Origin of the sequence: Nostoc sp. JL31 (assembly GCF_017114965.1) — a bacterium.
GTDB lineage: Bacteria > Cyanobacteriota > Cyanobacteriia > Cyanobacteriales > Nostocaceae > Nostoc > Nostoc punctiforme_A.
Genome location: NZ_JABXKO010000073.1, coordinates 22,636 through 45,712, shown reverse-complemented (window position 1 = coordinate 45,712; position 23,077 = coordinate 22,636). Strand labels below are relative to the sequence as shown.

The window sequence follows — 23,077 nt, the reverse complement described above, 5'->3', positions numbered from 1 at the left end:
TTAATCCTTTTCAAATCTCGTTCCTAGTTTCCGCTGGAACGAGACAACCCAATTATCACGACTCCTACAAATCTTTTAGGTAGTAGCGAGATTTGACCGAAAGATGTTTTTGCTGGAAAACTATGTAAATTCCCACAAATACAATAATGCACCGCATCTGTGTTTTAGCTATTTTCCTTTTCATCGGCTTACCAATAACCATTTTAAGCATATACTTTAGCTTAAATTATTCAGGCTTCTGCTTTGCCAAAATGCGTTATCTCAGCGATGAGGAGAGATTTGGAATGGTTTTTGATTATCAAAATGAGCGAACAGATTTAGGACGAAGCAGTTACAACTACATCAAGTATGCAAGTTTTGATGAATATATCAAAGAAAATCCAGACTGCTGTTCTATAAATCCCGGTGGCCCTTACGAGATTCGACATTCTTCATTTTTAGATCGTATATTTGGATATGATGCTCGCGATGTCATAGTTATGAACTTCAAAGTGCGTTATTTAGATGAAAACGGTAAGAAGAGAGTGTTTGAAACGCATTTTGAAAATACTTTACAAAATTGTGGACATCCCCAGTGATGTTTTTACTTATTAAAAAACTCAAAAATGTCGGAGATGAATAATGGCAAACCTAACAAAAAATGATATTACAAATTTGTATTTGTACGGGCAATTTATCTACTCCTGCAAATCTTATAGATGCTAATTTAATTTCTCACTTCTTTACTCAACACAGGCTAAACCTCCCGCTAACGCTAACGGAACGTCGGAAAAGAGAAACTGTTTTGCCCAATACCCAATACTTCTCTACAAGACGCTACGCTAACGCTCAGTAAAAATACCCTATGACCAAATACTTTCCGCTCTAATGTTGATGCAATAGCTAACTATGTTCCTGATGAACAGCCTCAACGTTGGTACAGAGATTATTAAACTTCTCTGCTTCTGAGATTACTTGTTGTAAGAAGTTTACTTTCTGAGCGCTGCACAGCATATATATAGTGCGGTATGTCGCGCCAGAGTGTCTCCTGAACGACCTTAAGTCCGTTCTTTTCAGCTACACGACGAGAAGGAATGTTTTCTGGGCGAATCAGGGAGATGACGCGATGATCGCAACCCACTACGTTAAAGGCGTAGTCTTGGCAAGCAGATGCAGCTTCAGTTGCGTAACCCTGCATTTGTTGGTCGCGGCGGACATGATAACCAATTTCGAGTTCTTGGTGTCCCTCGACCTCCTGCCAAACCAGTCCGCAGTCGCCGATTACCTCACCTGTCGTCTTGAGAACCATCGCCCACAAGCCGAGGCCGTGCTGTACGTAGTTGCGGCGATGCCGGTCAATCCATTTTTCCACCATCTCGCGGTCAAAGGGCTTTGGGTAGTAGCGCATCGACTCTGCATCGCCGAGGACAAGCAGTAGCGCGTCGAGGTCAGAAAGCGTCATTTCCCGCAGTAATAGGCGTTGAGTTTCCAATATCATTAGTGAATCCTCGTTTAGTGATTGTCCAGTTTATCTTTAACAAAAACAACTCTAGCCAGATAACTAATAAAATTGCACTTTATCAAGTTTTTTTAGAGCAAAAAATAATGAACTAATATGTAATGTTTGCAGCAGCATACCTTTATCAATACCTTCAAAGACCTTTTTTAAAGGTAATAAAACTACATCAATTTGTTCGGTAAGGTCTAACTTTAAATCAGCTACACATTCCACATCTGTTGCTAAAAAACAATAGGTTAAATTGGTATGAGTAGCTGGGTTTGGTGATAATATACCAGTTTCAATAAAATGATTGCTAGTGTAACCAGTCTCTTCCAATAATTCGCGTTTTGCAGCTTCCATTGGCAAAACATCTTCAGTCTCTACAGCACCACTGGGCAATTCTAAAATTGTTTTTTTCAGAGCGTGGCGATATTGCTTTACTAAAATAACTTCCTGATTTTTGGTTAAAGCTACAACATTTACCCATGTTGGATATTCCAGAACATAATAGGGGTCAACTATTGTTCCATTAGGCATTTGGCAAGTATCAGACCGTACTGAAATCCATCTATCTTTTACAAGATGTCTAGATTTTAATACAATCCAGTCAAATGGAAATACCATATTTAAACCTCTATTTAACGTTTGTTACAATAATTATTTCTTATGATTTTAAATCAGGTAAAGCTAGTATTATCGCCACTCACTATTTTTCTGAAAACTAATATCTAACTAAAATATTAGTCGTAGTTTTGAAACTCACACTGGCAATAATGAAACGTGCGCTGAAACCACTTTCCATCCTTCGGTAAATCTATGCCAAGTCTGGCTTTGTCGCCCGAAACGCTCTACACCATTGATAATCCGGTGAAATTCTAAAGTCACTGTTGCGACATCTTTCCCAAAGGTTACAACCTTGAGATTTGAGATTTCTCGTTCTATTTTCGGGTTTGGCCGATTCTGGCGAAAGTTACGAATTTCATCGCCGCCATAGAGGTTTTCTGTGATGCCAAACCGTACTACTTCGGGCGTATCCCAAAACAAGCTATCCATCACATCCAAATTGTTATTACAAAGAGCTTCTTCATACTTGAGGTACAAATCAGTTACTTCAGTGACAACAGTAGGGTCATTTATAGTAGTCATTGTTATTACTAATTTTTGGTGTTATGGCTGATTATGCACTCTTTTAAATAGCCAGAGCTATTTTTCTTTTAAGCTCCTTCAGTACGTAGATTCAGACGAACCAGATCGCGGAAGGTGGAGATTTGCTGCATAAAGAAAATTGAGCCTGCAATACAAATACTTGCACCAAGGATGACAGTATTACTACTACCAATTTTGCTTGCTAGTGCGCCAGCTATTAAGTTACCTATAGGTACTGCGCCTGTAGATGCCATAACGTAAAGACCTGTAATTTGTCCGCGATTTTCATCGCTCACCAACAACTGAAGCAAAGTACGTCCGGCAATTATCTGCAAAATAAAGCCGAAACCAGCTGCAAATAATGAGAGCAGTGAAAGCCAGAATACACGGGATAAGGCAAAGACAATCAAGCTTATTCCCATAAAACATATACCCAATGCTAGAACTTTACCCAATTCCAATACATTGCTGTGCTTAGTTAAATAGATACCACCTGCTAAGGTTCCCAAGCTCGAAGCTGTCATCAAGAAACCGAAGGTGTTAGGGTCACCTTGCAAAATCTCCTTGGCAAAAATCGGCCCTAAAGCTAAATAAAATCCCCACACGCAGCAAACTAAAGCCGAACCAATCAAGACTGAGCGAATTGGCAAAAACCCAAATGCATATTTAAAACTAGTTTTTAATTCTTCTAAAGGTTTGCGTTTGGAAATAATGGCTTTTCTGGATGTCAGGCGTATTGTGAGGAGGGCAATAATTACAGCGATATAACTGATGCTATCAATCAGGAAACACAGCCCTGATCCCAGCGCTACAATCAGCAAACCTGCGATCGCAGGGCCTACCATACTCGTCACACTCACCAGGGAAGAGTACAAGGCAAAGGCATTACCGAGATTTTCCTTACCAACTGTTTCGGGAAGAAATGCCTGCCGAGTCGGAATATCGAAGGCGTTGATAATCCCTTGCAGCACACCAAGAATTGCAATGTACTGGATATTAATCGTACCGCTTAGGGCTAGCCACGTTAGAGCTAAAGACTGAAGCATCCCTAGAATTTGGGCAACAAGCAAGATTTGATGACGACTCCAGCGATCGGCGATGATTCCACCCAGAGGAATCAACACAAGTGTGGGAATTTGGCTGGCAAAGCCCACTAGACCTAGTAACCAAGCGGAATCGGTGAGGCGATATACTAACCAACTAGTAGCCACTTGAGTCATAGATGTACCAATCAGAGAAATTGCCTGACCTGTGTAGTACAGGCGAAAATTTCTGGAACTAAAAGCACGGAGCATGACTTGTGATTTGTTTGATGCTTCCATACATCACCCCGTAAGAGTTATGAGTCCTTATAACAGTTCGTATTAGGACTTAAGTAGAAGAAAGAAAAACGAACCGCCAAGGACGCCTTCGCGCAGCGTCTCGAAGAGAAGGACGCAAAGAAAGAAAGAAGTTAAAAGGGCTTGGTGCAACTTCACTAAGAAATGGTTTTAACCGTGAATAAAAAAGTAGGCAGTCATGCTGAAGGCAACAATCATCACAAATCTCCGAATTAAGTGCGGTTCAAGTTTACGAGCATAATGGGCGCTTAAGTAACCGCCAAGAGAGCCACCAACTGCCATCAAAATAGCTTGATGCCAAGCAATCACACCTGCAAAAAGAAATGGAACGATCGCAATACCATTGATACAACTCCCCAAAAATGTCTTAAAAGCGTTCATTTTGTGAATACTTTTGATACCTAAAAAGGTTAGAGCTGCCAGCATTAAAATCCCTATACCTGCGCCAAAAAAACCGCCATAAATTGCGATCGCTAGTTGAGCCAGTAGCAAATTAAACAACGGTACAGATTCTGGTGATGTATTCTGGTTTCGACGCTGCAACCACTTTTTGAACGGTTCGCCAAAGGTAAACACAACTGTTGCTAGCAGCAATAGATAGGGAATCAGCTTTTTAAAGACATCTGGCGATGTATACAACAAAGCTATGGAGCCAATCATGCCACCAACTAAACTGACGCCACATAAAAGTAAAAAATCTCGCCGCTCGATGCCCAAATCTTGACGATATGCTCCAGCACTGGCTAGGGCAGCCACCCAAATTGCAGTATTATTGGTGGCGTTAGCTGCGATCGGGGGTACACCCGTAAAGATAAGAGTTGGAAATGTGATAAAACTTCCACCACCTGCTACAGCGTTTAATCCGCCTGCAATAAAAGCGGTACTAAAAAGAAGTAAGCTATGGAAAAGTGTTAAAGATGGTGGCATTATTTACGAATTATTAATTTGGGAATATCACTTGGAGAATGGGCAATCAAGTCAGCACCATGAGCTTTTAATTCCTCCTCAGTTCCATAGCCATAGGTGACACCAATTGAGGCGATTTGATGGCGCTTGGCTCCAATGATGTCATGTGAGCGATCGCCTACCATCACCACAGTAGATGGTAAAAGTTTTTCTGTTAATAAAATATGGTGAATTAAGTCACCTTTTATGCTTCGCGTTCCGTCAAGTTCGCTACCATAAACACCATCAAAAAGCAACGATAAGCCAAAAAACTCAATAATCTGTGTTGCATAAATATATGGTTTAGAAGTCGCCACAAATGTTTTATAACCAGCAAAACGAATTGCTTTTAAAACTTCCGTAATTTGGGGATAAAGGGAGTTTTCAAATAATCCAATTGTGGCAAAGCGACGACGATATAGTAAAAGAGCCTGTTCAATTACTGTGCCATCCAAGGTATTGAGTAATTGCGAAAAGCTATCTTTGAGTGGTGGGCCAATACACCAATTTAATTCATCAGCATTCGGTGGTTTGTAACCGAGTTCAGAGAGCGCATACTGAATGCAACCAGTGATTCCAGGCTTAGGATCTGTCAAAGTCCCGTCTAAATCAAAAAGGATCGCGGAGAAAGGCATATTTGATATTAATTCGTAATGACGCTCCTGCGTCGCTAACGCTGCGCTAACGTAATTCGTAAATTCTAAATATTACCCCATGCCCAATGCCCAATTCCCAATTCAACCCCTAATTTTGAGCGATTTTACAAAGCCTTCGGCACTAAGTAACGCGATCCCCAATGTGACAACACCAATCCCTACACTCTGAATCACGTTTAAAGTTTCGCTAATGGTTATCCATGCAACCAACGCTGTCAATGCTGGACTGCTAGAGCCGATTATGGAAGCGGTAGATGCGCCAACCATCCGAATTCCCACATTGTTTAAAGTATGTCCGAGAAAGCTGACAAGACCGGAAAATATGCTACCAATCCATAAGGGTGTCCAGTCAAGTTGGGCGTTTTTACCTGGCCAGAACAGTAAGCTAATACCAGAGAGCAGTAGAGTGCAGGCAAAACTGATCCAGGTAAAGGGAATTGGATGGAATTTTTCTAAACATTTTTGAGCAATGATGCAATAAAAGGCGTAAACAATTCCAGCGCCAAAACTAGCGAAAATGCCGATCGCAATTGTATGACTGCTATAAGTAGGAGAAGATTGGGGAATGGTGAGAGCGCTTCCTACCAGAATAATAGCCATTACCAACCAACGGAACAATGTGGGGCGATCGCCAAAAAACCTCCATGACAACAGTGCTGTAAATACGGGATAGGTGAAAAAGAGGGTCAAGGCAATGCCTGTGGGAATCAAGCCAATAGCAATGTAGAGTGAGGCAATATACACAAACATCAGCACTCCACAGCCAAGAGCTTGGATTAGAACATCCCTGCGATCGCGGGTGAACAAGTCTTGGAGTTCTGTCCAAGCAGATGGATATAGCTTGAATGATAGAGATGCCATGAGTGGAACCACCAGCAGCATTCGCATGAACATCAGTAAGAAAGAATTCTGCAAATCCGGTTTAACGTATCCACCGAGTAAAAATAAACCTAGTACGAGATGTTCTGAAAACAAAACTCGGACTGTAACGTTGTGAAACGTCAAAACAAAGGAGGATAGAAGAACCGTCAAGATGCCCAACACGATAAAAAGTTTCCTTAGAGACGACTTGATTGTATTGTTAAAACCACTGGAATAACACACCAGATGAAGTTTGAGGAAATCAAAGCCGTCGCTTCAAAAGACGCGATAAATCGCCGTCTCTACAGGGAAATCTATCAATTATTACTATGCCAAGGAACCGACACCCACAGGTTCTGGAGCAGTTTTTGTGGTGAACTGGTTTACCGGACGAGGCAAACCAAGATTTTCGCGCAAAGTACTACCTTCATACTCAGTACGAAATATTCCTCGGCGTTGCAGTTCAGGAATTACCAAGTCCACGAATTCCTCTAAACCCCCAGGTAGCCAGGGCGGCATGATGTTAAATCCATCAGCATAGAGATTGTCTAGCTGGTATTTTATTTTTACGCGAGTCCCTATTACGCAGTCACCGCCTGACGACGGTTGTACTCAGAAGCATCTCCTTTGATCGCCTCACTTTGTTTACCATCGATGCCAACTGGGAGATCGCCGACAATTGTCACGCGTTGAACGTGGCGGGGCTGATCGCCATAATCTGCGATCGCATAATGTTGAGTAGCCCGATTGTCCCAAAAGGCTACGTCACCAACTTGCCAACGCCACCGGACTGTGTTTTCAGGACGTGTGATGTATGCTTGTAACAACCGCAGAATGTCATCGGATTCAGTTGTTGATAAGCCACGGAACTGGCGCACAAATCCGCCGATGAATAGTCCCCGCTCTCCAGATTCGGGATGGACGCGTACAACTGGGTGCAGAGTCTCGTATACAGTCGAGGTGAAGACAGCCCGGTAAGCCTTGGCATCTTCAGGTAGGTCGAATGCAGTGGCATAGTCGTATTTGTTGCTATGTACTGCCCAAAGTTGGTCTGCAAGATTACGCAAATGGATAGGTAAATCTTCGTATGCAGTCACGGAGTTTGCCCAGATTGTATCGCCACCAGTTGGGGGAATGTCAAGCGCTCGTAAGATAGAGCCGAGAGGAGGACGGTCTACAAATGTCACATCGGTATGCCAGCTATTGGCGCGGGAAGTGGTGCGCCCATAATTCAGGTCTAAGACTTCTGGATTTTCTGGCAGCGATGGTACAGTGGGGTGGGCTGTAGTGAGTTCACCAAAACGACGAGCGAAGGCAACCTGTCCATCAGCATCAAGCTGTTGCTGACCACGGAAAAAGATGACTTTGTATTTGACTAGAGTCTTGCGAATATCACTGATGATCTCATCGCTGAGGTTAGAACTCAGATTAACACCAATAATTTCAGCACCGATACGTCCTGCAACTGGTTTGATATCAAAGTATTGAGAACCCATCTTTTTATCTCCAATAAATTTATGTTTGGGACTAGCCTTTTCAAGCTGGGTGAAAATTCGCCTACAAGAAACTCCTCTTTAACCTCTTAACTCTGTGTTCTCTGTGCCTCTGTGGTTAAAGAAAAGATTTTTTAACCGCAGAGACGCGGAGAGCGCAGAGAGAAAAAGAGATTTTACAAGTCACCTTGAAAGGGCTAATGTTTTTACTTAGGTCGTCAGCAGTTATTCAATTTTGGATTGAAGGAAAAATCTGCTGATTTTTAATTCCTTTCATCTGCTAAACACCAGGGGTAGATCCGCCATCAACGATAATCTCTGTTCCTGTAATCGATGCAGCAAGATCGGACACCAAAAATAACGCTAACGCGGCAATTTCTTCTGGTTGGGCGATTCTTTTTAAAGGAATACTTTGGATGTTTTGTGCCTTTACTTGCTCAACGGTGATGCCTTGCGCTTGGGCATTTTGCCGCGCTAAAGTCTCGGCACGCTCTGTAGCTGTAGCACCAGGGGAGATAGCGTTAATGCGAATCTTGTACTCGGCTAGCTCTTTAGAAATGCCCTTTGTGAAGTTCAGCAAAGCAGCATTGCTTGTACCACCAGCTAGGAAGTTAGGGCGAGGTGTCCGTCCTGCACCACCAACTATATTGACAATCCGCCCATCACCGCGGCTTTTTTGATGGGGAACGACGGCTCTAACTAAGCGAATGTAGCCCAATAATTTTAAGTTCCAAGCATCCAAGAATAAATCATCTGTGGATTCTAGGAAAGACCCAGCACGAGCTGATCCGGCATTGTTAATCAAGATATCAATCTGATTAAATTGGGCTAATGTTGTGGAGACAACTTTTTCAACATCCTCTGCTTTCGTTAAATCAGCGCTGATAGCAATAACTTTAGCGCCAGGAGTTGGTAAAGACTGGATGGCAGCTACTGCATTTTCTAGTCTTTCTTGATTGCGGGCTGCGATCGCAACATTCACACCCTCACTATAAAGTGCTTTGGCAGTAGCTAAACCAATTCCCGCACTTCCTCCAGTAACGATCGCTGTTTTACCTGATAGTTTTAGTTCTAAGCTCATACAAACTTACCCTCAAAAATGTAAGTAATTTAGTTGCGAACCAATAATATTGCTGATTGAGAGCCTGTATTGTGGATATCCAAGATGGCTTGATTTTCCCTAGAAGTGCAGCCCAGAAGTATTTTGATTTCTGTATCCCGCTTTTCCAAGTCAACACTACAAATGACGGCAGTGACTTTTTTGCTAGACAAACTACCTATCCAGACATCAATATCGGCTCCATCTCCAGAGCGAGAATTTTCCAAGTATCCATAGTCCAACGGATAAACAAAGGATGGATAACGTGGATGTGATGTCCCTTTTGGGCGATCTATCTTGAGATTACTAAGGGCTACAAGCCGATCTAGTTTGAACCAGAAGTCAGCATAATTCGTAGTTCTTAATTCATCATTCGTAATTATTACCTCACAAATAAATCTGCTTGATTGCAACAAGGAAAAACATTAGTCTTTCTCAATAAATCAGTGCATGAAAAAAATTAATTACGTTAGCGTAGCGGTAGCGAGTCCGCGTACTCTTACAGAGAAGCAAGCTACGCTTTTAGCGTCTCGAAGAGAGTGTCATTACGAATTACGAACTACGAATTACGAATTATTTTGAAATGTGCAACACAGCCTTACCAGGAAAACGCCTATCGAGTAGTTGTTGGGCCACATCAGCTATTTGTGTCCAAGAAGCTTCTAAATCAATGTGAGGATGCAACTCACCCGCTTCTACTAGACTCAAAAGCCGTTTTAGGCCAACTGCTGCTGATTCAAATCTCAATTCATCGAACAGACGTAAACCATACAGACTCACGCTACCAGTTCCAAAAAATTGAGCCGCGTTGAATGTTACTTCAGATCCCCCAGATACTCCATACAGCACAGTTTTGCCATCCTGTGCCAGTAAGCCAAGAGCTACCCCCAAAGTCTTGCCACCCACTGACTCTACAATTAGATCGTAAGGGCCGTACTCGCTGGCGGGTGAAAGGTCTTCGCCAATCACCACCGATTGCGCCCCCGCTTCTCTAACTAGAGTTTCATAGTCAGCTTGACGAATATGTGCCACAACTTGCGCTCCTGACAGTTGCGCCAATTGGATAGCGAAGTAACCAACACCTCCTGATGCGCCTGTAACCAGAACTGTCCGACCCAAAAGTGAACCACCTTTTAACACTGCATGGTATGCAGTTAAACCCGCTACAGGTAGCGTGGCGGCTTGAGCAAAAGATACCGATGGCGGGACTACTGCTAAGGCGTCAGTAGGAACAGACACAAGTTCTGCCCAAGCACCGGCGCGACGCAAGCCAACTACACGCGCCCCTTGGGGAGGCCCCGAACCATCGGCGGCGGGGATTACCACTACACCTGCCAAGTCCCAACCAGGCTGCCAACCAGCCTCAGCAGTGGTTGAACGTTTCACCTCTCCGCGATTGAGGGAAATTGCCGCTACCCCCACTAGAGCTTCATCTGGGGCAGGCTTTGGTGCAGTCACTTCACTCAGTGCCAAACGCCCAGGCACATTGGGATCAACAATCACAGCACGTATTTTGCTCATAAGGTTGCCCTGGCTTAGAGATTAGACTTCTTGCAGAAGTGGGTTAAAGGGGAAGGTATGGTTCAAATACATGAAAACTGCTGTAACTTCAAATCCTTGCAAATCCTTGCAGCTAGGTTAACGAAATTTAAAAAACAACGGCATCTTGATAAACTTACAGTATTTCTGGTTCGTAAAAAGAAAAGTATCACAGACAGCCAGAAGAATCAAGCATCTTGTGAATAAATTCGCCATTGACACTTGCACTGTAGTCAAGCCAAGTGGCTTCCGTATCGTTCGGCGTTATTTTTATGATCACAAAAGCGTAAATCCCTAGTATTCTTGGCTTTTATGTGTGGGGAATTAAAAAGATGTTGTACTATGCGACATATTCGCATTCAATTGTCTTAAAGACTACACCCTACACTCAACACTCTGCCCTGACGCTTGTTGTATCTTTTCAAGCGTGACATTCGTCTCAAGCCCTTAAATACTGATTAGACAGCCAGGAGTCTGTCTGCAAAGGCGATTTGATAAAGAATCTTTAAGAAATTAACATTTTTCAGAAAAGGAAAGACCTAATGCTGAAGTAATCCCCAAAAGTTCAGAATCATAGATTTTGTAGTTTACACACACCCTAGTGTCTGAGAACCTTACATGACTTGCGTCTGGGATGTACTTCATCCATGTCGCAACCTAATTATTAGTTTTTCAATTTTTTGGCAGAGAGGAAAATGAAGAAGTTTACCTGTTTGATGATTGTCGGGGCAGTATTGTCGATTAGTGCGCCTGCTGTGGCTGAAAGTCGTGCGGTTAATATCAGTGTTGGCAGTATTGGTGGTTCCTTAGATAATGCCGCTTTGCGAACAATTCGCCAGGTTATCGGGTTTGCAGTCGGCACTGGCACTGTCGATAAATTCATTGTATATAGTCCCAGAGTCGGATCTCCTATTCCCATCGAAGGAGGTTTATCTGCTTGTGCTGAAGCTGGCTTCGGCACAAACAATACAACATTTAATGCTTTTATCCGGGAGTTGCGGTCAATTAATCCCAAACCAGGGACTTTCTACAATGTAGAACTTACCGCAAGCTGCAAACAGAAATAAGACGTTTGCACTCAAGCGCGGTAGGATGGGCTTCGTATCTCAGCCCATCCATCGAGTTACACTCTACGCCATAAACGCAAAACTCCATATTTTTAAATTGGAGATGTAACATCAATGTTGATTTTAATCAGTTTCAAGAAGCGGCTAGATTAGTTGTATCAGACTCTGGACTGAATAGTGCAGATACTTCCAGTATGAAACAAACAAGAATGTAAAATTGAAACGCATTTTTGGGAGCGCAGAAAAATATGTCTAATGTGAGCATTGCAAAAGGTAGCTGCCTGTGTGGAGTAGTAAACGTTTCTACAACCCGTATGAGTAATCAGGTAGGAGCGTGTCATTGTAGTATGTGTCGCAACTGGGGTGGAGGGCCTTTGTTAGTAGTTGAGTGTGAAAGTGATGTTAGCTTTTCTGGTGAAGAAAATATCGGAGTTTATCAATCTTCAGAATGGGCAGAGCGTGGCTTCTGTAAGAAGTGTGGTAGCCATCTATTTTACAAATTGAAACAAAGTAACCAGTATTTCATACCCGTTGGACTATTCGATAGCTATGAAGGTCTTGTTTTTGATCATCAGATATTCATTGATGAAAAGCCCAAATATTACTGTTTTGCCAATGAAACCAAGAACCTGACAGGGGCAGAAGTATTTGCACAGTTTGCACCTCCATCAGAGCGGTAAAGATTAGAGCTACTTTTTAGGGACTTCCAAGAAATAAATTACCTAAATAAACGTAGACGCATTAGCGAAGCGGTAGCGACGAAGGAGCGTCAGCGGCTTGCCGCAGGCTACCACTCCAGACACGGAGAACACAGAGGAATGAGGAGAAGAGAGTTTTTTGGGTATTTTTTATTTGGAAGTTCCTTAAAATTATCCTTAATGATGAAATTTTGGACTTAATACAGCGAAACGCTACGCGTAGCTTGTTTCTTGGCAGAAGTACGCGTAGCGGATACAAAGGGAAAGAAGAAGAAATACTTAACTCAACTGTATTGCCTTACGGAGTAGTAGTTGGGGTACTCGTTGGAGTTGGGGTACTCGTTGAATTTCCAGGATTAACAAGGGAACGAACCTGTTGCAGGTGTTCTTGGAGGATTGGTAGAGTTTGACCGGCAAATGCTTTCACATCTGGATCTTGTCCCTGTTCAGCTTCAGTTTGAAATGCAGAGACATCTTTTTCATGATCTTGAAGCATCTGATTCAAATATTGGCGATCAAATTTAGCACCAGAAAGTTTGGATAAACGTTGCTTTACTTGCTGATTTTTGGTTCCAATAGTAGTTGGCAGTGTTACACCTTTTTGAGTCGCCAACTGTTTGAGTTGATTGTTTACCAGAGTATGATCTTGAACCATACGCTGTCCATACTGTTTTACCGCATCGCTAGCTCCACGTTGTGATGCTAGTTGTCCTAGTTGGACTTCTGCTAAACCACCTTGAGCAGCTTCATTGATAAACTGTCTGTCTGAAGAACTGAGGCTATTTTGCCCTGATGTCGTTGGTGATGTCGTTGGTGATGTCGTTGGGGATGCACTTGGTGATGGACTCTCTGTCGTTTGCACAGATTGAGCAGGTGGAACTTCAGATATATTGTCGTCATGGGGTGTAGTTGGTGTGCAACCAGTTGCCAGAGATAAGGCGATCGCCACTATACCAGTAGAATATATTTTGAAGTTGGACATAATTAATGTTCTCCTTGGATAAAGCTATATTTTGAAATGTTGAATGAAAAACTAAGCGCGATCGCACAGTTGAGTCAGCTACAAACAAAGCCGATTAATGAGCAGATGCCGCTGGTGCAAATTGTGTAAATAGATTCAAGATTTCTCGATTGAATGCAGGGATATCATCTGGTTGAGTTCTGTTTGGGCGAGGAGCGGTTGCAAAAATCCTTCCGAAACTGTAATGCTGCCACTAATCCCGAAGCAGAAGCAGTTTTTAACAAGCTGCGTCTACTGATTTCCATAATTGTCTCCTACAAGCACCGACGGGAATGAGCCGTATATTATCACTGCTATCTGGCACAGAGACTCTAGCTAAGGTGTGCTTTCAAATATACTCCGCAAGATGCATTCACAATGCAAGCCGATGCATTCTTAATGCAAGTCGATGCATTCACAATGCAAGTTGATGTATTCCTAATGCAAGTCAATGGTCACTGAGCATAGCTATTCGCGCAGCGTCTCGTAGAGAAGTGCTGCTCCCCTGCTCCCCTGCACAAACGCAGGCTTTGAGAGATGTGGTGAGAAATCGGGGTTATTTAGATAGATCGGTAGCTGCTTATCTCTTTAATTGTGGGAAATACAAAGATATTCTACGCCCGTTCATGTACTTGACACTACTTTGCGGGGCGCTAAAAAGCCAAGGACAATTGCTACCAAGAACAATGCTGGAACATCACCAAACAGGTGTCCCTGTTCAACAGGGTCAATTACTGCATGTACCGCCATGATCAGCCCGTGGACTGCACTTGATGTGACGGTGAACCAGATTAAACTGAGGTGAGCTTCTGGTTGTCTTGAAGCTAACAGCAAAAAGACACCAAGCGTCGCATAAACACCAATAATCATCTGTTCGTATTCGTGCTGACCTGGTTGCCATAACCAGCCTGATGCCCAGACCTGAGTTAGCGGATAAATAAGTAGAAAAGCTATGCCAACAAGAACCAGAGCGATTCGTAAGTACCGATCGCGCCCATCCATTGCTTTAACCTCCACTAATTTCTAGTGCAGTCTTTACTAACAAAACTGCATCATTTTGTGATTGTATTCCCACTAGTGATACTTCAGCTTTAGAGTGTTAGAAATTTTAATGCTCCTCATGGTTTTTAGTGTCGTCTTACAGTTTTGTAATTGCATCGGTCTGCAATATTAATGCATCGGTCTGTTATACCAATACATCGGTCTGTTATGCCAATACATCGACCTGTTATGCCAATACATCGGTCTGTTATGCCAATGCATTGACCTGTTATGCCAATGCATCGACCTGTTATGTTAATACATCGGTCTGTTATGCCAATACATCGACCTGTTGTCTTAAACTATTCTTTCTAACCTTGCCCTATCTGAAAATTTCATGTTACTGATATTTTTTTGTTGCAATGGGTACATTAAATGTACAACTTACTAAGTATGAATGTATGTCTCCCCAAAATACAACCAACCGTTTGCGCCCTCAACTGATTAGTCAAGATATTGACTCATTCCACGGTTTGCAAACCGTCAGCAATTACAACACAACTCGTGCTGATGCCTCATCTGCTAATTTACAGGAAGCTTATCAGGCAATGTTGATTTCTCAACAAACTGAAACCGAGAAACTAGCTTTATACCGTGCTGCTGCTGATGCTGCGCGATTAGCAGAGTGGGAATTTCATAATGCCGTATTAGCGATGAAAGAAGTTGTACGCGGGCAATATGGTTCAGATAGCGATCAAGCCCAAGCTGTGGGATTGAAGAAAAAATCAGACCGCAAGCGTCCTTCCCGGAAAAAGCAAGTTGCGATGGCGTAACCGCCTCCTGGAAGCGATCGCAAGTTAATCAACTTGATTGAGTTTAAAAATTGGCGATGCCTACGGCTGGCTACGCCTACGCATTTGCAGTAAGTAGGTAGACATAATTAAATATAAAATAAACTCCTAGTTTGTAGTGAGCGATTTATCGCTCAGAGCAAGGATTATCAGGACTAAAGTCCTTACTACAAACTTTAAATTTATTTATGTCTAGATACTTACTCAGTGTTGCAGTTTATATAGAGATGCGATCGGCAGCAATTAATCTCTTATTTTATATCTTGCATTTGCTGATTGCTCGAACGCTCCAACTCCAAATCGTCCCAAGAAACTGGATCTTCTACAGGTTCCAGGTGAGTTGTAACGTGGGTTGAAGGTAGCACCCGAAGAATAGCAAGCTCTATTGCCTCGCACAAATCATGCCCTTGTTGCACTGTCCAAGATCCAGGCACAAGAACATGAAAGGAAACAAAGCGACGGGTTCCAGCAGTGCGGGTTCGCAAAGCATGGAACTGGATGTCTTGATGTTTGTACTCGTTAAGAATGTTCTTGATTGCGTCAATTTCTTTTTTAGGCAAAGCTGCATCCAGTAACGCGCTACTGGTTTCTCGCAGCAAACGAAATCCTGTCCAAGTAATATTTGCTGCTACTATCAGCGCAACAATTGGGTCGAGTATGAGAGCGCCTGTTACTTTGACGAGAAAGATTCCAACTATCACACCAGCCGAAGTTACTACATCGGTAAACAGGTGGTGAGCATCAGCCCTCAGTGTAATGGAACGTAACCGTCGCCCTGCCCGTAGCAAGATAAAGGCAACAACGCCGTTGATTGCAGTTGCAAAGAAGGAGAGTGCCAACCCTAATCCCATCTGTGTTAATGGTTCTGGATGCAACAAGCGTCCCCAAGCTTCAACAGCAATGCTAATGGCTGCCACTATAATCAACGCACCTTCTGCACCACTGGAGAAGTATTCGGCTTTAGAATGCCCAAAGGCGTGTTCGGCATCAGCTGGTTTCTCAGCATAGGTCAATGCCCATAGAGCAACCAATGCAGCTACGAGATTTACAATTGATTCAATCGCATCTGAAAGCAAACCTACTGACCCGGTTAGCAGGTAAGCGCCAAATTTTAGGGCAATAGTGATGATTGCTGCTGCAATCGATAAGAAAGCATAGGATCGGGCTGTTGGACTACTCATCTCGGTCACGGACGTAATTACAGTGATTCCGAGCTAAGAGTACCAAATTTTACTTGAGCGGTCATCAGTCCTGAGTCTTCTACTGATTGGTATTTCAAGACGCGATAAATCGCGTCTCTACAAGTGTATTGGCTACAGAGTATCATTGCCGCGTATGAACTTCTTGCTCATACTGGTAATGTTGCGATCGCCATATCTACAGCAGCTTGTCTAAGGTAATTGGCAAATCGCGGACGCGCTTACCGGTGGCATGATAGACAGCGTTAGCGATCGCTGCCGCAGTTCCGGTAATGCCAATTTCGCCAATTCCTTTGACGCCAAGCGGGTTAATATGTGGATCGTGTTCATCGACAAACAACACCTCAATATCAGGAACGTCTGCATTCACTGGTACGTGATACTCAGCTAAATCGTGGTTGACAACGCGTCCTCGGTTCGGGTCTGTTAGCGTATGTTCCATTAACGCCATACCGATGCCATAAACAATCCCACCAATCAGCTGACTGTTGGCTGTTTTAGCGTTGAGGATACGTCCCACGCCAAAAGTTCCCACCCAGCGCCTCACTCGCACTTCACCCAAATCAGGCTCAACGCGGACTTCGGCAAACTGCGCTCCAAATGAGTGCATTGAGAACTTCTTTTGTTCCTCTCCAGGTTTGGCATCTGCACGCGCTTCGATCATTTTCTTTCCATGCCGTGCCAAGATTGCCTGATATGTTTCGCTGGCGGAGGATTTATTTTTTAAGAAAAAGCTGCCATTTTCGGCAATCACATCCTCAGCCTTTGAACTATAAAGGGGCGATTTTTGATCGGCAAGTGCTAGTTGCAAAAGCTGACTGCGTGCTTGATTTCCCGCTAAATGTACGGCTGAACTGACACTGGCGGCGGTTTGGGAACCACCAGAAACGGGGGTTTGTGGCATCTTGGTATCGCCTAGCTCAAACCGAACTTTGTTAACTGGTAAACCGAGTGCCTCAGCTGCAACTTGAGTCATCACAGTATAAGTTCCCGTGCCAATATCTTGGGAACCGCTCTGTACAACGGCTGTACCATCTGCCATAATTTGAGCGATCGCTGATGCTGGGGAACGGTTGGTAGGATAAGTAGCTGTCGCCATACCCCAACCAATCAAATAATTCCCGTCTCGCATTGAACGGGGCTGAGGATTGCGCTTTTGCCAGCCAAACTTTTCTGCCCCTAATTTGTAACATTCTCTGAGTGACTTGCTCGACCAAGGCAGTCCTTTGCTAGGATCGACTTCAGCATAGTTACGCAGACGCAGTTCCACCGGATCGATGTTGAGCGCATAAGCCAGTTCGTCCATTGCCGATTCTAAGGCAAACGACCCAGAAGCTTCGCCTGGTGCCCGCATATAGGTTGGTGTTCCTTGATCGAGCTCAACCAGACGGTGGCTGGTTTCGATATGCGGACAAGCGTAAATCATCCGGGCGCTTTTACCAACAGGTTCGATAAATTCATCGAAAGTTGAAGTCTGAGAAGTGCCGGCGTGTCGCAAAGCAGTCAATTTACCATCGCGGGTTGCACCTAGAGAAACCTGTTGAATTGTCTCTGGTCGAAAACCCACAGGCCCATACATCTGTATCCGTCCCAGAACTAATTTTACTGGGCGATTAACTTGCTTTGCAGCGATCGCCGCTAGTGGTACGTGCGACCAAGCCGACCCTTTGCAGCCGAAGCCACCGCCCACAAAATAAGACATAATGCGGACTTTCTCAGGCTCAATTCCCAATACCTCCGCAACTTTTTTTTGAGTCGAAAAAATTCCCTGAGTTGCGTCATACAACAGCAGTTCATCGCCTTGCCAAACTGCTGTTGTGGCATGAGGCTCCATCGGATTGTGATTTTCTACTGGGGTAGTATAGGTTTGCTCGACGCGGACAGCCGCCGCCGCTAGTCCCTGGTTGACATTGCCGTGGGCTAAATCGGGCGGTTCCTCTCTAGGGATTTTACCTTTAGGTAAGTATGCCTTAGTGAGATTGTCCCGCATATTAATGGTTGGTTTCTCTTCGTCATACCGAACTTGTACGAGGGAAGCAGCATACATCGCTCGTTCAAAGGTATCGGCAACGACGACACCAATATGCTGTCCGCTATACAGGATAACGTTATCTTGCAGAACTTGCAGCTTGCGATCGCCGCCCTTTTCTCCAGAAGCTTTGGGCGCGTTGAGGTGGGTAATTACTGCTAATACACCGGGTACTTGTTCCGCCGCCTTGGTATCGATTTGGGCAATTTTACCTTTGGCGATCGCACTTTGAATTGTCACGCCATAAGTCATTTTTGCGACCGGAAACTCAGCCGCATAGCGGGCGCCGCCAGTTACCTTGAGCCGTCCATCAACTCGATTTAACGGTTTGCCGACAACTATATTTTTATCCCCTGTATTCATACCATCCCTCCCACCGTTGTCAGCGCCTTAACAATTGTGCGTTTAGCCAGTTCGACCTTAAAGCCGTTGTATTTTTGAGGTTTAGCTCCAGCGATCGCAGCGTCCGCAGCTGCTTGAAATGTTGCCTGATTGGCTGGCTTGTTCAAAAGTATTTTTTCTGCTTCGGAGGCGCGCCAAGGCTTTGTGCCAACGCCGCCAAGGGCAATGCGTGCCGAGCGAATAATCCCATTTTGAATATCTAGCGCCGCCGCAACTGATGTCATTGCAAAAGCATAGGAGGCGCGATCGCGGACTTTTAAATAGTGCGATCGCTTTGCGAAGTTTAAAGCAGGTAAATCAACGGCAACAATTAACTCTCCGTGTTCTAGAACCGTCTCCCTTTCTGGCGTATCGCCTGGTACGAGATGAAAATCTACCAGCGGAATACTGCGCTCTCCTCTCGGCCCGCGTGTTTGCACAACGGCATCAAGTGCTACCATTGCCACAGCCATATCAGAAGGATGGGTGGCAATACAGCGATCGCTACCGCCAAAAATCGCATGAATGCGGTTATAACCCTCGATTGCTGGACAACCTGAACCGGGAACGCGCTTATTGCAGGGGAAGGCGGTGTCACGGAAGTAGTAACAGCGGGTACGTTGCAGTAAATTTCCGCCCACACTTGCCATGTTTCGCAGTTGCGGTGATGCCCCAGACAGCAAGGCCTCTGACAGCACTGGGTAACGCTCCCGAATGATCGGATTATAAGCAACATCGCTATTGCTTGCCATTGCTCCAATCCGCACACCGTTACCCTGCACTTCTATCTTGGTTAGCGGTAGTGGGTTAATGTCAACTAACTGTTTTGGCGTTTGTACATTCAGCTTCATCAGATCAATTAAGCTTGTACCCCCTGCCAAGTAAGCAGCTTGCACTTCTGGAGTAACCAAAGCCACGGCATTCTCTGCTTGTCCCGCTTTTTTATAGCTAAACGGCTGCATCTTTTTTTCCCTCTAAGACATCGCGGACAGCAGCCACGATATTTGGATAAGCACCGCAACGGCAGATATTGCCGCTCATTAGTTCGCGAATGTCGGCATCTGACTTAGCGTGTCCCTCGTTCACCAAACCCACTGCCGAACAAATCTGTCCTGGCGTGCAGTAGCCGCACTGAAACGCATCGCGGGACAGAAACGCGGCTTGCATCGGGTGCAGATTGTTTCCTTGTTCCAACCCTTCAATAGTTGTGATTTTTGCGTCAGTGTGCATAATTGCAAATGTCAGGCACGAATTAATCCGTTGCCCATCAACCAGCACCGTGCAAGCACCACACTGACCATGATCGCAACCTTTTTTAGTACCAATTAATCCTATGTATTCCCGAAGTGCATCAAGTAAGGTAACACGCGGTTCAATTTGCAAACTATGTGGTGTTCCATTCACTTGTAGCGTCACCTTCACAGTTTCAGAAGTGGAAGTTGCCAGCATTGGGGTAGTTTTTTTGACTTGAGTTTCTGCTACAGCTTTCTCTATAAAATTAGCGATCGTCGCCGCTACTGTGCTGAAGACCATCAATTGACCCAACTTGCGGCGTCTTAAGACAAACCTCATTTGTTCGCTCCATTCTGTTTTTGTTAAAAATATTGAGTAATTATCTCTACTGAAATTATTGATAAAAAACCATACTTTTTTACAATCATTTTCTCTAAAAAGACATTGTTTATAGAATACAATTTCATCTTGTTATGTCTCTCTATCAGAAGATTTATGCCATAAGTATTATCTAGAATTATCAAAATAGAATTAAGGCGTCATTCGTCAGAATAAAGCCATGAGTTTGAGTTCGACTGGCGAATGAATAAACAGTGAAAGACCATACTAAATATGCTTTATTTAGTATGGTCTTTCTTGCTACCGCCAAATAAGTCAGCAGAAAAATTTGTTGCAATGCTTTCTAAGCTGCAAAGCACAGTAAAAAGGAGAACAATATTCTTGTTCTCCTACGAACGCTTTATATTCCATGCCATTGAAAGCGGCTATAAGTTTTTAGCTTTTAGCGATCGCCAAATTTCAAATAACTGCAAATCAGTTTTCGTCTCGCCCGTGAACTTGAGCGGGTGGACTGGTTGCTTCAACAGCAGTAAATGGTTCTAGAATTTTATAGGTGTGGCTAGCTCCTTTTGGTACTATCCAAGAACTCCCAGGTTCTAGTAAAATCATTTGCCCTTCAATATGTAATTCAGCACGACCATTGATTACATAACCAACAGTTTCATATTCGCGTGCTGTTGGCTCTTTAGATTCGTTCGGTTGTTCATTTTCCCACAGACGCATGGAAATATTTTTGCCAGATGCAAGATATTTTTGACCAAGTTGGCCTTTTGGAGAATGACTAGAGTCTACTTTGCTAACAGTTGTATCAGACATATTTTTTGCCTCTTTATAGTTTTAACTTTGGTCATGGGGAATGGGGATTAAGCATTGATTACTATCCTCTGCTCCTCTGCTCCCTGCCCTCTGCCCCCCATTAAGGTTTGAGTACAACTTTGATACAGTTATCTTTCTTCTCCTTAAAAATTTCGTAGCCGTGGGGCGCTTGTTCTAAAGGTAAGCTGTGAGTGATGATAAATGTTGGATCGATATCACCGTTTTGGATGTGTTCTAGCAAAGGTTTTAGATACTTGTGGACGTGTGTTTGTCCCATTTTCAAGGTTAGACCCTTGTTCATCGCAGCACCCATCGGCACTTTATCTACAAAGCCACCATATACACCCGGAATTGATACGTGACCACCTTTGCGACAAGACACAATTACTTGTCGTAATGCCGTCGGACGGTCTGTTTCTAGACGTACTGCTTGCTTTACCTGATCGTACATCGCCATAAAATCTGTGCCGTGTGCCTCCATTCCCACTGCATCAATGCAAGAATCGGGGCCACGACCACCAGTCATTTCTTTGAGTGCTTCGCCTACATCCACTTCTTCGTAGTTGAGAACTTCAGCTTTGCCGTATTCTTTAGCCATTTGCAGACGTTCGGGAACGCGGTCAAAGGCAATTACCCGTTCTGCACCTAGCATATATGCGCTTCTAATGGCGAATTGTCCGACTGGGCCACAACCCCAAACGGCGACAATATCACCGGGTTGGATGTTGCAGTTCTCAGCTGCCATATAGCCTGTGGGGAAAATGTCTGTTAAAAATAGTACTTGCTCATCCGTTAAACCATCGGGTATTTTGAACAAGCCGACATCGGCAAAGGGCACTCGTGCATACTCTGCTTGACCACCAGCGTAACCGCCAAATAAATGAGAGTAGCCAAATAGACCTGATGGCGAATAGCCCATTTGCTTTTCTACTAACCAACCATTGGGGTTAGAATTATCGCACAACGACCATAAATCCCGATTGCAGAAAAAGCAGCTACCGCAGGAGATGGTGAAGGGAACAACGACGCGATCGCCTATATTCACATTTTTAACTGCACTTCCAAGTTCTACAACTTCCCCCATGAATTCATGGCCAAGGATGTCACCCTTTTCCATTGAAGGTATGTAACCATTGTAAATATGCAAATCAGAGCCACAAATTGCTGTGGAAGTAATTTTAATAATGGCATCACGCGGGTTAAGAATTGTGGGGTCAGGAACCGTTTCTACCCGCACATCATTTGCTCCATGCCAGCAAACTGCTTTCATAATTATTTAGTCCTTAGTTATAATTTTCGGAGCATTCATATCAAGGTAAATACTAAATTTAACTTGATTTTGAGACGCGATAGTTATCGCGTCTCAGTAACCGCTAAAAAGTTGTTCAACAATGTATGAGTCAACAATCTCGATCCAAAATTTGTTGACCGTCTAGCTGCTACCTCTTAGTTAGTTGCTAGAAGGAGTGCGATAATAACCTTCTCTAGTTTTACTTAATGATGAAGTTTCATCTCCGGTTCTCTTTGTACTAGGATCAAAAAACTCTTTTGTTGCTTCAGGAGGTTTTTCATCCAAGTTTAACTTTTCGCGGATATTATCAACAGTGCTTTTGATTGGGTTTTGTGATTTTTGGGTATTATTTATTTGGGTATCGTTTCTAATTTCACCTTGCTCATTTGGTGTTCCTTTGTAATAAGTACCCTCTGGAGTTTTAACGTCAGCCAGTGCTATGTTAGTGTAGCTAAAAGCCTGACCCAGTAAGAACATAAATCCTACGAGAAAAACTACAACGATTTGGGAAATGCGAATATTTCGCAGCCATGAAATTACTCGATTCATAAAAAACCTCAATTGCATTATGTTGGGTGTACAATTCAAAAGACTGAATGACTATTCACCATTCAGGTTCAAGAATAACTTTGA

At 43.7% G+C, this 23,077-nt stretch carries 25 protein-coding genes and 1 pseudogene; 4 read left to right on the top strand and 22 right to left on the bottom strand.

All coding sequences use genetic code 11. The features are described from left to right. Positions 1-146 precede the first annotated feature (146 nt). Positions 147-578, top strand: a complete 432-nt coding sequence (locus HWQ43_RS17440) for a hypothetical protein (protein ID WP_292736303.1) — start codon at positions 147-149, stop codon at positions 576-578. A 350-nt stretch (positions 579-928) separates the two neighbouring features. Here the strand turns inward: HWQ43_RS17440 and HWQ43_RS17435 are convergent, their stop codons facing one another. From HWQ43_RS17435 to HWQ43_RS17380, 12 genes and pseudogenes are all read right to left on the bottom strand, one after another. Continuing rightward, positions 929-1,477 (bottom strand): GNAT family N-acetyltransferase, encoded by a 549-nt coding sequence (locus HWQ43_RS17435; protein ID WP_292736301.1) that lies wholly within the window; start codon positions 1,475-1,477, stop codon positions 929-931. 63 nt (positions 1,478-1,540) lie between these two features. Further along, the gene (locus tag HWQ43_RS17430; RefSeq protein WP_292736299.1) at positions 1,541-2,104 is read right to left on the bottom strand and encodes an NUDIX hydrolase; all 564 of its coding nucleotides are present in this window, start codon (positions 2,102-2,104) and stop codon (positions 1,541-1,543) included. Positions 2,105-2,239: 135 nt separating this feature from the next. Further along, positions 2,240-2,626 (bottom strand): oxalurate catabolism protein HpxZ, encoded by a 387-nt coding sequence (gene hpxZ, locus HWQ43_RS17425; protein ID WP_292736297.1) that lies wholly within the window; start codon positions 2,624-2,626, stop codon positions 2,240-2,242. Positions 2,627-2,694: 68 nt separating this feature from the next. Beyond that, on the bottom strand, positions 2,695-3,948 hold the full coding sequence (locus HWQ43_RS17420; RefSeq protein ID WP_292736295.1) for an MFS transporter: 1,254 nt from the start codon (positions 3,946-3,948) through the stop codon (positions 2,695-2,697). 168 nt (positions 3,949-4,116) lie between these two features. After that, positions 4,117-4,893 carry a sulfite exporter TauE/SafE family protein gene (locus HWQ43_RS17415; RefSeq protein WP_292736293.1) on the bottom strand — a complete coding sequence of 259 codons (777 nt, stop codon included), beginning with the start codon at positions 4,891-4,893 and terminating at the stop codon, positions 4,117-4,119. Beyond that, the gene (locus tag HWQ43_RS17410; protein WP_292736291.1) at positions 4,893-5,546 is read right to left on the bottom strand and encodes an HAD family hydrolase; all 654 of its coding nucleotides are present in this window, start codon (positions 5,544-5,546) and stop codon (positions 4,893-4,895) included. Before HWQ43_RS17410 ends, HWQ43_RS17415 begins: the two co-directional genes overlap by 1 nt. Positions 5,547-5,648: 102 nt before the next feature. Continuing rightward, on the bottom strand, positions 5,649-6,572 hold the full coding sequence (locus tag HWQ43_RS17405) for a DMT family transporter (RefSeq protein WP_366932850.1): 924 nt from the start codon (positions 6,570-6,572) through the stop codon (positions 5,649-5,651). A 183-nt stretch (positions 6,573-6,755) separates the two neighbouring features. Then, positions 6,756-6,965, bottom strand: a pseudogene (locus HWQ43_RS17400) (nitrilotriacetate monooxygenase); the annotation flags it as partial. 44 nt (positions 6,966-7,009) lie between these two features. Beyond that, positions 7,010-7,924, bottom strand: coding sequence for a TauD/TfdA family dioxygenase (locus HWQ43_RS17395; RefSeq protein WP_292736288.1), 915 nt, complete (start codon positions 7,922-7,924; stop codon positions 7,010-7,012). Positions 7,925-8,201: 277 nt separating this feature from the next. Further along, a complete protein-coding gene (locus HWQ43_RS17390) occupies positions 8,202-9,002 on the bottom strand; it encodes an SDR family oxidoreductase (RefSeq protein WP_185585348.1) in 801 nt (266 codons plus the stop codon). 29 nt (positions 9,003-9,031) lie between these two features. Continuing rightward, positions 9,032-9,436, bottom strand: coding sequence for a hypothetical protein (locus HWQ43_RS17385; protein ID WP_292736285.1), 405 nt, complete (start codon positions 9,434-9,436; stop codon positions 9,032-9,034). Positions 9,437-9,593: 157 nt separating this feature from the next. After that, positions 9,594-10,541 (bottom strand): zinc-binding dehydrogenase, encoded by a 948-nt coding sequence (locus HWQ43_RS17380; RefSeq protein ID WP_292736283.1) that lies wholly within the window; start codon positions 10,539-10,541, stop codon positions 9,594-9,596. Between the two features lie 713 nt (positions 10,542-11,254). On the opposite strand from HWQ43_RS17380, the gene HWQ43_RS17375 reads away from it, so the two are divergent. After that, positions 11,255-11,626, top strand: a complete 372-nt coding sequence (locus HWQ43_RS17375) for a hypothetical protein (protein ID WP_292736281.1) — start codon at positions 11,255-11,257, stop codon at positions 11,624-11,626. Between the two features lie 248 nt (positions 11,627-11,874). Then, the gene (locus HWQ43_RS17370; RefSeq protein WP_292736279.1) at positions 11,875-12,306 is read left to right on the top strand and encodes a GFA family protein; all 432 of its coding nucleotides are present in this window, start codon (positions 11,875-11,877) and stop codon (positions 12,304-12,306) included. A gap of 316 nt (positions 12,307-12,622) precedes the next feature. On the opposite strand, the gene HWQ43_RS17365 is transcribed toward HWQ43_RS17370, so the two are convergent. The 3 genes from HWQ43_RS17365 to HWQ43_RS17360 form a co-directional block, all read right to left on the bottom strand. Continuing rightward, on the bottom strand, positions 12,623-13,306 hold the full coding sequence (locus HWQ43_RS17365) for a DUF4142 domain-containing protein (protein ID WP_292736277.1): 684 nt from the start codon (positions 13,304-13,306) through the stop codon (positions 12,623-12,625). 164 nt (positions 13,307-13,470) lie between these two features. Then, positions 13,471-13,590, bottom strand: coding sequence for a twin-arginine translocation signal domain-containing protein (locus HWQ43_RS33815; RefSeq protein ID WP_366932849.1), 120 nt, complete (start codon positions 13,588-13,590; stop codon positions 13,471-13,473). Between the two features lie 358 nt (positions 13,591-13,948). After that, a complete protein-coding gene (locus tag HWQ43_RS17360; RefSeq protein ID WP_292736275.1) occupies positions 13,949-14,326 on the bottom strand; it encodes a DUF6632 domain-containing protein in 378 nt (125 codons plus the stop codon). 440 nt (positions 14,327-14,766) lie between these two features. On the opposite strand from HWQ43_RS17360, the gene HWQ43_RS17355 reads away from it, so the two are divergent. Continuing rightward, positions 14,767-15,138, top strand: a complete 372-nt coding sequence (locus HWQ43_RS17355; protein WP_292736319.1) for a hypothetical protein — start codon at positions 14,767-14,769, stop codon at positions 15,136-15,138. A gap of 269 nt (positions 15,139-15,407) precedes the next feature. On the opposite strand, the gene HWQ43_RS17350 is transcribed toward HWQ43_RS17355, so the two are convergent. From HWQ43_RS17350 to HWQ43_RS17320, 7 genes are all read right to left on the bottom strand, one after another. Continuing rightward, entirely contained in the window at positions 15,408-16,337 is a 930-nt protein-coding gene (locus tag HWQ43_RS17350; RefSeq protein WP_292736273.1) for a cation diffusion facilitator family transporter, read from the bottom strand. Between the two features lie 196 nt (positions 16,338-16,533). Beyond that, the gene (locus tag HWQ43_RS17345; RefSeq protein ID WP_292736271.1) at positions 16,534-18,747 is read right to left on the bottom strand and encodes a xanthine dehydrogenase family protein molybdopterin-binding subunit; all 2,214 of its coding nucleotides are present in this window, start codon (positions 18,745-18,747) and stop codon (positions 16,534-16,536) included. After that, positions 18,744-19,727 (bottom strand): xanthine dehydrogenase family protein subunit M, encoded by a 984-nt coding sequence (locus HWQ43_RS17340; protein WP_292736269.1) that lies wholly within the window; start codon positions 19,725-19,727, stop codon positions 18,744-18,746. The genes HWQ43_RS17345 and HWQ43_RS17340 overlap by 4 nt, the downstream gene beginning before the upstream one ends. Further along, positions 19,714-20,337, bottom strand: a complete 624-nt coding sequence (locus tag HWQ43_RS17335) for a 2Fe-2S iron-sulfur cluster-binding protein (protein WP_292736267.1) — start codon at positions 20,335-20,337, stop codon at positions 19,714-19,716. Before HWQ43_RS17335 ends, HWQ43_RS17340 begins: the two co-directional genes overlap by 14 nt. A gap of 474 nt (positions 20,338-20,811) precedes the next feature. Further along, entirely contained in the window at positions 20,812-21,153 is a 342-nt protein-coding gene (locus tag HWQ43_RS17330) for a cupin domain-containing protein (protein ID WP_292736265.1), read from the bottom strand. Between the two features lie 100 nt (positions 21,154-21,253). Next, positions 21,254-22,423: a zinc-dependent alcohol dehydrogenase gene (locus HWQ43_RS17325; protein ID WP_292736263.1), complete on the bottom strand. Its 1,170-nt coding sequence runs from the start codon at positions 22,421-22,423 to the stop codon at positions 21,254-21,256. Positions 22,424-22,603: 180 nt separating this feature from the next. Further along, a complete protein-coding gene (locus HWQ43_RS17320; protein ID WP_292736261.1) occupies positions 22,604-22,993 on the bottom strand; it encodes a hypothetical protein in 390 nt (129 codons plus the stop codon). Positions 22,994-23,077 lie beyond the last annotated feature (84 nt).

What these genes read in the sequence shown, in the direction of transcription:
- HWQ43_RS17355 (WP_292736319.1), top strand. Translation starts at nt 14,767, where the DNA reads ATGTCTCCCCAAAATACAACCAACCGTTTGCGCCCTCAACTGATTAGT.
- HWQ43_RS17390 (WP_185585348.1), bottom strand. Translation starts at nt 9,002, where the DNA reads ATGAGCTTAGAACTAAAACTATCAGGTAAAACAGCGATCGTTACTGGA.
- HWQ43_RS17370 (WP_292736279.1), top strand. Translation starts at nt 11,875, where the DNA reads ATGTCTAATGTGAGCATTGCAAAAGGTAGCTGCCTGTGTGGAGTAGTA.
- HWQ43_RS17375 (WP_292736281.1), top strand. Translation starts at nt 11,255, where the DNA reads ATGAAGAAGTTTACCTGTTTGATGATTGTCGGGGCAGTATTGTCGATT.
- HWQ43_RS17330 (WP_292736265.1), bottom strand. Translation starts at nt 21,153, where the DNA reads ATGTCTGATACAACTGTTAGCAAAGTAGACTCTAGTCATTCTCCAAAA.
- HWQ43_RS17430 (WP_292736299.1), bottom strand. Translation starts at nt 2,104, where the DNA reads ATGGTATTTCCATTTGACTGGATTGTATTAAAATCTAGACATCTTGTA.
- HWQ43_RS17410 (WP_292736291.1), bottom strand. Translation starts at nt 5,546, where the DNA reads ATGCCTTTCTCCGCGATCCTTTTTGATTTAGACGGGACTTTGACAGAT.
- HWQ43_RS17350 (WP_292736273.1), bottom strand. Translation starts at nt 16,337, where the DNA reads ATGAGTAGTCCAACAGCCCGATCCTATGCTTTCTTATCGATTGCAGCA.
- HWQ43_RS17365 (WP_292736277.1), bottom strand. Translation starts at nt 13,306, where the DNA reads ATGTCCAACTTCAAAATATATTCTACTGGTATAGTGGCGATCGCCTTA.
- HWQ43_RS17395 (WP_292736288.1), bottom strand. Translation starts at nt 7,924, where the DNA reads ATGGGTTCTCAATACTTTGATATCAAACCAGTTGCAGGACGTATCGGT.
- HWQ43_RS33815 (WP_366932849.1), bottom strand. Translation starts at nt 13,590, where the DNA reads ATGGAAATCAGTAGACGCAGCTTGTTAAAAACTGCTTCTGCTTCGGGA.
- HWQ43_RS17435 (WP_292736301.1), bottom strand. Translation starts at nt 1,477, where the DNA reads ATGATATTGGAAACTCAACGCCTATTACTGCGGGAAATGACGCTTTCT.
- HWQ43_RS17325 (WP_292736263.1), bottom strand. Translation starts at nt 22,423, where the DNA reads ATGAAAGCAGTTTGCTGGCATGGAGCAAATGATGTGCGGGTAGAAACG.
- HWQ43_RS17345 (WP_292736271.1), bottom strand. Translation starts at nt 18,747, where the DNA reads ATGAATACAGGGGATAAAAATATAGTTGTCGGCAAACCGTTAAATCGA.
- HWQ43_RS17380 (WP_292736283.1), bottom strand. Translation starts at nt 10,541, where the DNA reads ATGAGCAAAATACGTGCTGTGATTGTTGATCCCAATGTGCCTGGGCGT.
- HWQ43_RS17360 (WP_292736275.1), bottom strand. Translation starts at nt 14,326, where the DNA reads ATGGATGGGCGCGATCGGTACTTACGAATCGCTCTGGTTCTTGTTGGC.
- HWQ43_RS17420 (WP_292736295.1), bottom strand. Translation starts at nt 3,948, where the DNA reads ATGGAAGCATCAAACAAATCACAAGTCATGCTCCGTGCTTTTAGTTCC.
- HWQ43_RS17440 (WP_292736303.1), top strand. Translation starts at nt 147, where the DNA reads ATGCACCGCATCTGTGTTTTAGCTATTTTCCTTTTCATCGGCTTACCA.
- HWQ43_RS17320 (WP_292736261.1), bottom strand. Translation starts at nt 22,993, where the DNA reads ATGAATCGAGTAATTTCATGGCTGCGAAATATTCGCATTTCCCAAATC.
- HWQ43_RS17415 (WP_292736293.1), bottom strand. Translation starts at nt 4,893, where the DNA reads ATGCCACCATCTTTAACACTTTTCCATAGCTTACTTCTTTTTAGTACC.
- HWQ43_RS17335 (WP_292736267.1), bottom strand. Translation starts at nt 20,337, where the DNA reads ATGAGGTTTGTCTTAAGACGCCGCAAGTTGGGTCAATTGATGGTCTTC.
- HWQ43_RS17340 (WP_292736269.1), bottom strand. Translation starts at nt 19,727, where the DNA reads ATGCAGCCGTTTAGCTATAAAAAAGCGGGACAAGCAGAGAATGCCGTG.
- hpxZ (WP_292736297.1), bottom strand. Translation starts at nt 2,626, where the DNA reads ATGACTACTATAAATGACCCTACTGTTGTCACTGAAGTAACTGATTTG.